This is a genomic window from Paracoccus isoporae (genome assembly GCF_900101865.1).
GTDB classification, from domain to species: domain Bacteria; phylum Pseudomonadota; class Alphaproteobacteria; order Rhodobacterales; family Rhodobacteraceae; genus Paracoccus; species Paracoccus isoporae.
Map to the genome: position 1 here is coordinate 230,702 of NZ_FNAH01000006.1, position 8,346 is coordinate 239,047.

Below are 8,346 nucleotides of genomic sequence, written 5' to 3' on the forward strand. Positions count from 1 at the left end.
ACCATTGTTATCCTGCATCTGCATTGCGCCAGAAAGGTGTTTTATGCATTTTCGCCTGAAATTGCTTAGGAATTGCCGTGGCCCTTTCTGACTACTTCATACGCTTCCTTGAACGTCGCGATAAACTCTCGGATGAGGAGCGCGCGCGGCTCGCGGACATCACCACGGAAAGGAAAAGCTTCGCCTCCGGCGATGTCATCGTTGCCCGAGAAGTGGTGGCGGAGCGCAGCTGCCTGATGCTCAGCGGCATGTCGGCACGGATCCATGTCCTGCCGCGCAGCAAGGATCGGGTCATCACGGCGCTGCATGTGCCGGGCGATTTCGTCGATCTGCATGGTTTCGTGCTGGCCGGGCTGGCCCATACGGTCATCGCCATGGGCCCGGCGGAAGTCGAGTTCGTGTCGCATGACCAGCTTCGCGAGCTGACCAATGAATGGCCGCATCTCACCCGGCTGCTGTGGATGTCCACCACCATCGACGCGGCGGTGCACCGGCAATGGCTGGTCGCGGCGGCCTCGCTGCGCTCCAGTGCGCATCTCGCGCATCTTCTGTGCGAGCTCTACACCCGGCTCAACTCGGTGGGCGCGGCGCAGGATCACCGCTATATCCTGCCGCTTCTGCAGCGGGATCTGGCCAATATCCTCGGCTACTCTCCCATCCACATCAATCGCGCGGTGCGCGACCTGCGCGAGCGTGGTCTGATCCGCTGGTCGGGGACGGAGGTGCAGATCCTCGACTGGCCGGGCATCACCGCCCTGGCCCAGTTCCGGCCCGATTATCTGGATCTGGAACAGCTCAATCGCTGAGCGGCGGCGCTATTCGCATAGCCGCCAGCCGCCCGCCCGCATTGCAATGTCAAAATGCAGATGATCGTCATGGGCGGCGTTCGATCCCGGTCCCAGGACGGTGGTGAAATACAGGCATCCCCCGTGCCGGATCGCCTTTTGCACCGCTTCTTCGGCCGATCCGCTGCCATCGCGCGGCGCGATCATCATCTCGCTGCCATTGGCAAATCCCAGCCCCATGACGTCGAAGGCATTGCCGAGCGCGTGCTCCGACAGCTTCTCGCTGCTGCCGCCCACCCGCGCGCGGCATTGATAGGCGGAGCCGGGGCGGATCTCGGTCAATGCCGCCGCGGATGGCAGCAGCCGCAGCGCCGGAGTCAATTCATGGCGAACCCAGAGCGCCAGCCGCATCGCCGTGGCGCAGCGCATCTCCGCCCCGCCCGGAAGGCTGATCCCCGGCTGGATCTCGGTCACGCGCAGGGGTCTGGCGATGCCGCAATCCCGGTCTTCGGGCGAGGTGATCGGCGCCAGTTCCTCAAAGCGGATGCCGAGCAGCGTGGCGCTCATCAGGCAGGCATGATGGGCGAGCGGGGGTTCCGCCAGAAGCTGCCAGGCGGTCGGCCCCTCAGCCTCGCTTGCCAAAGCGTCAGCCGCAGGCGCGGGATCGGCGCTGCGGGCTTCGCCACCGCGGCCCGACGGATCGTCCATTTGCGCCGGTGCGAAGCTGTCGGACGGTGTCGGCTCCGCGGCCGCATCGGGCCGCGCGGGCGGGCGCAGAACCCCGTCGGGCGAGCTGTCCGGCCCGGCGGGAAGTGATGGCGCGTCGCCTGTTGCGCTTTGCTGGCCAGCCGCGTCATCCGTCTGCGCCGCAATCGGCAGCGCTACACAAACGAAGCCGAGCAGGGCAAGAAAAGCGCGCGCCTGCACCGCCTCAGTCCTGCCTCGTCAATCCGCCCTGCGGCGTCGCCTGCGGCAGCGGGTCGGCGGGTGTGTCGCTGGGCTGCGGCGATTGCGGCTCTCTATCAACTATCGGATTGGTCACATCCACGTCCGGCGCATCGGAGGTCGCTTCCTCCACCGCTGCGGTCAGCGGATCGAGGGGCGGTTGCTGGCCCGCCCCCGGTTGTGTCGGGTCCGAGCCCGTCAGAGCAGGCGTTCCATCCGCCCCAAGCTCCGCCACCGAGGGCAGCCCCCCATCCGGCGCCGGGGTCATCCGCGCCGCACCCGTGGCCGTGGGTTCCGGCGCTGTGACGGCGGCTGCCGCGGCACTCACCCCGTCTGTCACACCAGCGGGCGTCGCCGCTTCCGGCACGGCTGCGGCGGTTCCGCTCAATCCGACCGGACGCCGCAGCGGCGCGGTGGACGACGCCAGGCTCAGCGCACCCGCCGCCGCTGGCGCCGCCACCTCTGTGGCCGCCGCCGTGGCAGTGCGGATGGCGTCGCTCTCGTCGAACATATCGGCCAGGGTCACGCCCGGCTCCAGGAATTCCACCGTGGTGATGCCGGGCTGAACCATATGGGCCAGCTCCTCCGCGTCCCAATTCGTCAGCCGGACGCAGCCATAGGATTCATTCACGAACAGACGCGACGGGGTGGCGGTGCCGTGCAGCCCGTAGGTGGGTTTGCTCAGCGCGATCCACACCGTGCCCACCGGACCGTTCGGTCCCGGCGGCAGGGTCAGGACGGAACGGTTCTCGCCCTGGGTGAAGTTGATCGCGGGATTGTAGGTGTATTCGGGGTTCAGCGCGACGGTGCGGACCTTGTGCGTCCCGCTTGGTGAGGGAGTGGCGGCCGAGCCGATCGTGGCCGGGTAATTCACCACCATATGGCCGGTCGCGTCGAAACCGGCGACGCGGTTGGTGCCTTTCTCGATCAGGATCCGCACCAGCTTGGCGCGCAGCGGTTTCGACGGCGCGACGACCTTGATCCGGCTGCCCGCGACGAGCGGCACGCCGGGGTTCAGCACCGCGATGAAATCGTCGTCCATGTGAAAACGCTCGCCCAGCTTCTCTGCCACGCTGGTGAAGCCGAGCGTCGTCATGTTGGCCTTCTCCAGATAATCGTCGGGGATATAGCGCGTCAGCTCCGTCTCATCCGCCGCGGTGATGGTGTAGTCGGTGATGATCGGCTCGCCCGCATAGGTCTGTAGCGCGGCCCAGACCCGCGCATCCATCACCCCGTCCGCCGGCAGGCCGCTGCGCCGCTCGAACGCGGCGATGGCGCTGCGGCTCATTCCGCCCTTGATCCCGTCGATCACGCCGGGCGACACGCCCGCGCGATCCAGCAGCACCTGCACCTTCGCGGTCAGCGCCGCCTGCCCCTGCGGCAATGTCCCGCCCGCATAGGTGGCGGATTCGACGGCATCCGCCGTGACCGGCGCGGCCGCGGCGGGCGCGCCCAGCGATGCGAGGAGAAACGCCGGAATCAGGGCGAAGCGAAAGGCGGCGGTCATGTGATCTGCTCCTGCGTCTGTCCGAATCAACCGGGGCCATGCGGCGGCGGTTCCCGAAGATCAGCGCATGAAACCGACGCGATGTCCCGGCGGATAGACCCGACGCGAATATGACAGCGCCCGGCCGTCGGACCACAGACTGCGATCCAGCGTCAGCACCGGCAAGCCCTTTTGCGCGCAAAGATCCTCTGCACACTCATCTGTGAGGCGTGTCGCCAGGATCTCCAGCTTGCCGGACAGCGACCCCAGATGCTCGCGCATCCATTCGACCGGCTCGCATCCGCTTTCGAGCGCCAGATCCAGCCCGTCCGCGCCATCCGCGACCAGGTAACCCACCTCGCTGCAATAGGGCTCCGCGTCGGCGGAGATGAGCGCGCGATAGCGGATCACCGGCTGGCGCGCGCCGACATGCAGTGCCGCCGCAACATGCTCGGGCGGATCGACCGCGTCCTGTGCCACAAGGCGATAGCCGAACACCGCCCCCATTGCCTCGACTTCGGCGCGGATCGGCGTGGCCTCGGCACTGGCGACGGCAGCCGCATTCTCGGCGATGCGCGTGCCGACCCGCCGGCGCCGCTGCACGATGCCGTCATCGGCAAGCTGCGTCAGGGCCCGGTTCACCGTCGCGCGGGCGCAGCCCATTTCCTCGGCCAGTTGAAACTCGGTCGGGATCAGGTCACCGAGCGTCCACTCGCCCGTGCGGATCCGGCGCAGGATCTCGTTCTGCACGGATTGCCACGTGTTATAGCTCTGCCGACCCACGGGACGGATGCCGCCATAGACGGGTAGAGAATCCGGTTTTACAATCAGCATGACCTTGACCTGAAATCGAACGATCCGCACAGATAGTTGAGTGACGTCGCGTAATGAAAGCTGTCGAAATCGTCACACCACTGACATCCCGAACCGCGGGCCGGAGCCGTGATGAACCTGAGTCGCGCCACCATCTTAATCCACGACCATCAGGAGTTCCTAGCCGCGACAAGTTCACAACGATATATAATCGCATGGTTTCAAGACGTTCCAGTTCAGAATGAGGCATCGGCAAGAAACAGCCCATGGCCGGGCCCGCGCGCCCCGCAGCTTTCCGACTTATGCCCATGAGCTGGATGCACGGCGGGGCGGCTTCGGGCGGATCGCGGGCGTTGATGAGGTCGGGCGCGGCCCGCTGGCCGGGCCGGTGACGGCGGCGGCGGTGGTGCTGGACCCTGCGCGCCTGCCGGTCGGGCTGAACGACTCCAAGATGCTCGGCCCGGCACAGCGCGACCGGCTCGCGGCGGAGATCCGGGAAAGCTGCGACTGCTGCGTGGTGCACGTCCCGCCCGCCGAGATTGACGCGATCAACATCTACCACGCCGCCCATCTGGCCATGTGCCGTGCGGTGGCGGGGCTGCGGCACCGGCCGGAGATGGTGCTGGTGGATGGCAACGCCCTGCCCCGCGCGCTCAACCATCCCGCGCGCGCCATCGTGAAGGGGGATGCGCAGTCGCTCAGCATCGCGGCGGCCTCAATTCTGGCCAAGACGGCGCGCGATGCGCTGATGGTGGATTTGGCGCAACAGTTTCCCGGTTATGGCTGGGAGCGGAACGCAGGATACCCGACTCCCGATCACAAACGGGCGCTGATCGAGCTGGGCCCGACCCCACATCATCGGCGCAGCTTTCGGCCTGTCCACAATATCTTGTGTAAAGACACAACCCCAATAGCTTGATTCAAATAAATAAATTGACGCCGAATCCGCGGTGACTCATCATTCTGCGTAGATCAGACCGGACCAATCCGGCATCACGAGAGGCAGAGATGACCGAACCGAAAACCGCGTCCGCGCGCCCGTTGCCGCTGAACCAGATCCTGGCCGGTGACTGCATCGAGGTGATGAACGCGCTGCCCGAAGGCAGTGTCGATCTGATCTTTGCCGACCCGCCCTATAACCTGCAGTTGCGCGGTGACCTGCACCGGCCCGACAATTCGCGCGTCGATGCCGTGGACGATCACTGGGACCAGTTCGCCAGCTTCGCCGTCTATGACCAGTTCACCCGCGAATGGCTGGCCGCCGCGCGCCGCCTGCTGAAACCCGACGGCGCGATCTGGGTCATCGGCAGCTATCACAACATCTTCCGCGTCGGGGCCGAGTTGCAGAACCAGGGGTACTGGATCCTCAACGACGTGGTCTGGCGCAAATCGAACCCGATGCCGAATTTCCGCGGCAAGCGGCTGACCAACGCCCATGAGACGCTGATCTGGGCCTCGAAATCGGAAAACGCGAAATACACCTTCAATTACGAGGCGCTGAAATCGCTGAATGAAGGCGTGCAGATGCGCTCCGACTGGGTGCTGCCGATCTGCAATGGCGGCGAGCGGCTGAAGGACGATCAGGGCAACAAGGCCCATCCGACCCAGAAGCCGGAATCGCTGCTGCATCGCGTGCTGATCGGAACCACCAATCCCGGCGATGTCGTGCTCGACCCGTTTTTCGGCACCGGCACCACCGGCGCTGTCGCCAAGATGCTTGGCCGCAACTTCATCGGGATCGAGCGCGAGACCGGCTATCGCGACGCCGCGTTGAAGCGCATGAACCGCATCCGCCGCCTCCATGCCGAGGCGCTCGCCACCTCTACCGGCAAGCGCGCCGAGCCCCGCGTTCCCTTCGGCCAGCTGGTCGAGCGCGGCATGCTGCGCCCGGGCGAAGAGCTCTATTCCATCGGCAACCGCCACAAGGCGCGCGTCCGCGCCGATGGCAGCCTCGCCGGCGGCGATGTGAAGGGCTCCATCCACCAGGTCGGCGCCAAGCTGGAGGGCGCGCCCTCCTGCAACGGCTGGACCTACTGGCATTTCAAGCGAGAAGGCAAGCTGCTGCCGATCGACGCGCTGCGCCAGCAGATCCGCGACGAAATGGACGAGCGCCCCCACTAGCCCGCCTGATCCACGGTTTCGCCATGTCCGGCTGCCTCGCTCGTTCGGCACGGACAAACTTGCCCCGCCATCCCGTGATGGCGGGGTTTTTTCTGACCGTGCGCGCTGCCGCTCGAACGCCCTTCGCCGGCCATACCCGCCGTCAGACACCCACCCGCTCAGGGGATGGGCAGCCCCGCCTCGCGCATCATCAGCTTCAGTTTCCGTCGCTGCATCAGCGGTCCGAATTCCTCCAGAAACGACCTGAACCCATCCGCCCCCAGATGCTCCTGTAGCGCGGCGATAACCGGTCCACCAACTGATGGGAGACGCCACAGCTTGCCGAAGACATGGTAATGCGCAATCGCGCAGCCCCCCGGCACAGGTGCGCCCCAGCCCATGACATTGTAGTTCAGCCGGTTGGAAAGGGTCACGCTGGCCACCTCGTCTCTGGCACCAAGGACTGACAGGGTGATCTGGTCGATATTCTCGTGCAACTCATCGACACGGAATCCATGATCGAGAGACAGCGCCATCTCCAGCCATGCCTGGCCGAAGGACGCCGCAAGCCCGGCGGGCCGGTTCCGGCAAATGATCATCCCGGCGTTGAAATAGGGCGGATAATCCATGCCGGGACGCTTCAGGGTGCCGGGGCGGTCCTGGGGCATGGGGGTTTTGAAGTGGTCGTAGATCGGCTGCCAGGCGGCGCTGTCGGGCAGGGCGGCGCGGTAGTCGGACAGCACGGCGGCCATGTCGGCGGGACCGAGTGTGGCGATGAAATCGACCGGGGCGTGGAACACGGTGTCGGTGTCGAGAAACACCGAGATCTCGCCGCCGCGATCGTCGCCCATCGCCAGGATCTTGTTGCCGATCGGGTAGGGTCTGCTCCACGGATCGGGGTCCAGGCCGGGGATGACGCGGCGCGTCACGCGGGCCTTTTCGAACAGCAATTGCAGGGTTTCGGGCAGCGGATCCTCGCGGCGGGAATAGGCGAAGACCCGGCATGTCCCGGCCATATGCGTCAGGATCGAGGCGGTCAGAAGATGCGCCTGCGCGGTCAGCTTGGGGCCGTCGACGATGAAGAACAGATCGGGGATCATGGCGGTTCGGGGCCCTTTCGCGGCGGCGTGTTCGGGCCGCAGCCTAGCCCGCCCCGCGGCGGAATGCACCCGGATTTCAGGCGCTTCCGCCCGCCCCGCCCGGCCGCGTCGCGCCCCTGCACAGCGCGCGCACCGCCCGTGCACCATGCGTACACCGCGCGTACACCGGCAACGCGCGCAGCCTTAACCCGTCCCGCCCCCGATCCGGGCAGGATGGGCGCGATCAGCACGGAGGCGCAGATGACGACACGGGCAGAGGCGGCGCGGCGGGCGAATTACCACTACATGGCCGATGCGATGCGGCGGCTGGAATGGGATCTGCACCAGACCATCCTGACCGAGGGCCGCATCCCCGAGAGCTGGCACGAGATCGCCGCCGAGCGCGACGAGACCGGCAAGACCCGCGTGACCATCCGGCTCGACGCGGATGTGGTGAAGTTCTTCCGCCAGATGGGGCCGGGCTGGCAGCCGCGCGCGAACGCGGTGCTGCGCGGCTTCATGCATGCACGTCTGGCCGGGCTTCTGCGCGGGGCGGAGACGATGGATTACCTCAAGCGCCGCGAGGAGGCGGGGCTGGACGGCCGCAAACCCGGCTGGGGCGGGGTGCAGGCGGAATATGAGGAGGCGTTGGGCGCGGACGGCGCGCGGATGATGAGCGAGGAGGACGGCGTGCCGATGGGGGAGGAACGTCGGTCGGCGCGGGAGGATCTGATGGCTTGGATGCGGGTGAGGGGTGGGTAGGGCGATGTGGCGACCAAATCACTATCGGCGCCGCCATCGCCGTTACGTTGTAGACGCGAAGCGCATGCACAAGAACTCGCGTTATAAGAGTTAGCGTAGGTATCTGCCGCATGGTCAGGGAACAAGGATCGGCGCTCGACGAAGTGAATGCAGCAAGAATGTCCGAACCAGTCAAACTTCAGCGTGTCGCTTGAAGTGTTCCGGCAATCTTTTCATAGTGGATTGTTGACTGCGAGTAATTGCTCCCTGATCTGCCATGGTCGAGTAAAGTTGATGTGCTTTGATGATGTGACCGCCCCCCGACGGCATCTGATGTGCCAAGGTGGGTCTTCAACGATCCACAAATGGGAGCGGTCATGTCGGAGATTATCACGGT

8 protein-coding genes are annotated in these 8,346 nt (G+C 65.9%); 4 read left to right on the forward strand and 4 right to left on the reverse strand.

Features of this window, described 5'->3' with window-relative positions; genetic code table 11:
• Positions 1–77 precede the first annotated feature (77 nt).
• Positions 78–806 carry a Crp/Fnr family transcriptional regulator gene (locus BLT73_RS11485; protein ID WP_090523938.1) on the forward strand — a complete coding sequence of 243 codons (729 nt, stop codon included), beginning with the start codon at positions 78–80 and terminating at the stop codon, positions 804–806.
• 9 nt (positions 807–815) lie between these two features.
• Here BLT73_RS11485 and BLT73_RS11490 read toward each other — a convergent pair whose 3' ends face one another.
• Genes BLT73_RS11490 through BLT73_RS11500 form a run of 3 tightly spaced genes read right to left on the reverse strand, consistent with a single transcriptional unit; the run spans position 816 to position 4,050 of the window.
• Positions 816–1,712 carry an extensin-like domain-containing protein gene (locus BLT73_RS11490; protein WP_090523939.1) on the reverse strand — a complete coding sequence of 299 codons (897 nt, stop codon included), beginning with the start codon at positions 1,710–1,712 and terminating at the stop codon, positions 816–818.
• Positions 1,713–1,716: 4 nt separating this feature from the next.
• A complete protein-coding gene (locus BLT73_RS11495; protein ID WP_090523941.1) occupies positions 1,717–3,237 on the reverse strand; it encodes a L,D-transpeptidase family protein in 1,521 nt (506 codons plus the stop codon).
• 60 nt (positions 3,238–3,297) lie between these two features.
• The gene (locus tag BLT73_RS11500; protein WP_090523943.1) at positions 3,298–4,050 is read right to left on the reverse strand and encodes a GntR family transcriptional regulator; all 753 of its coding nucleotides are present in this window, start codon (positions 4,048–4,050) and stop codon (positions 3,298–3,300) included.
• Between the two features lie 220 nt (positions 4,051–4,270).
• Between BLT73_RS11500 and BLT73_RS11505 the strand changes: the two genes are divergently transcribed.
• Complete coding sequence (locus BLT73_RS11505) at positions 4,271–4,948, forward strand: ribonuclease HII (protein ID WP_090523944.1); 678 nt, start codon at positions 4,271–4,273, stop codon at positions 4,946–4,948.
• Between the two features lie 89 nt (positions 4,949–5,037).
• Positions 5,038–6,150, forward strand: coding sequence for a site-specific DNA-methyltransferase (locus BLT73_RS11510; protein ID WP_090523946.1), 1,113 nt, complete (start codon positions 5,038–5,040; stop codon positions 6,148–6,150).
• A 158-nt stretch (positions 6,151–6,308) separates the two neighbouring features.
• Here the strand turns inward: BLT73_RS11510 and BLT73_RS17315 are convergent, their stop codons facing one another.
• Complete coding sequence (locus BLT73_RS17315) at positions 6,309–7,229, reverse strand: hypothetical protein (protein ID WP_176805055.1); 921 nt, start codon at positions 7,227–7,229, stop codon at positions 6,309–6,311.
• A gap of 240 nt (positions 7,230–7,469) precedes the next feature.
• Here BLT73_RS17315 and BLT73_RS17320 point away from each other — a divergent pair, with 240 nt between their 5' ends.
• Positions 7,470–7,970 carry a BrnA antitoxin family protein gene (locus tag BLT73_RS17320; RefSeq protein WP_176805056.1) on the forward strand — a complete coding sequence of 167 codons (501 nt, stop codon included), beginning with the start codon at positions 7,470–7,472 and terminating at the stop codon, positions 7,968–7,970.
• Positions 7,971–8,346: the final 376 nt, after the last annotated feature.

Bases quoted from the DNA above. Each gene is read 5' to 3' on its own strand.
- BLT73_RS11495 (WP_090523941.1), bottom strand. From the start codon at position 3,237: ATGACCGCCGCCTTTCGCTTCGCCCTGATTCCGGCGTTTCTCCTCGCA.
- BLT73_RS11500 (WP_090523943.1), bottom strand. From the start codon at position 4,050: ATGCTGATTGTAAAACCGGATTCTCTACCCGTCTATGGCGGCATCCGT.
- BLT73_RS11505 (WP_090523944.1), top strand. From the start codon at position 4,271: ATGAGGCATCGGCAAGAAACAGCCCATGGCCGGGCCCGCGCGCCCCGC.
- BLT73_RS11510 (WP_090523946.1), top strand. From the start codon at position 5,038: ATGACCGAACCGAAAACCGCGTCCGCGCGCCCGTTGCCGCTGAACCAG.
- BLT73_RS17315 (WP_176805055.1), bottom strand. From the start codon at position 7,229: ATGATCCCCGATCTGTTCTTCATCGTCGACGGCCCCAAGCTGACCGCG.
- BLT73_RS17320 (WP_176805056.1), top strand. From the start codon at position 7,470: ATGACGACACGGGCAGAGGCGGCGCGGCGGGCGAATTACCACTACATG.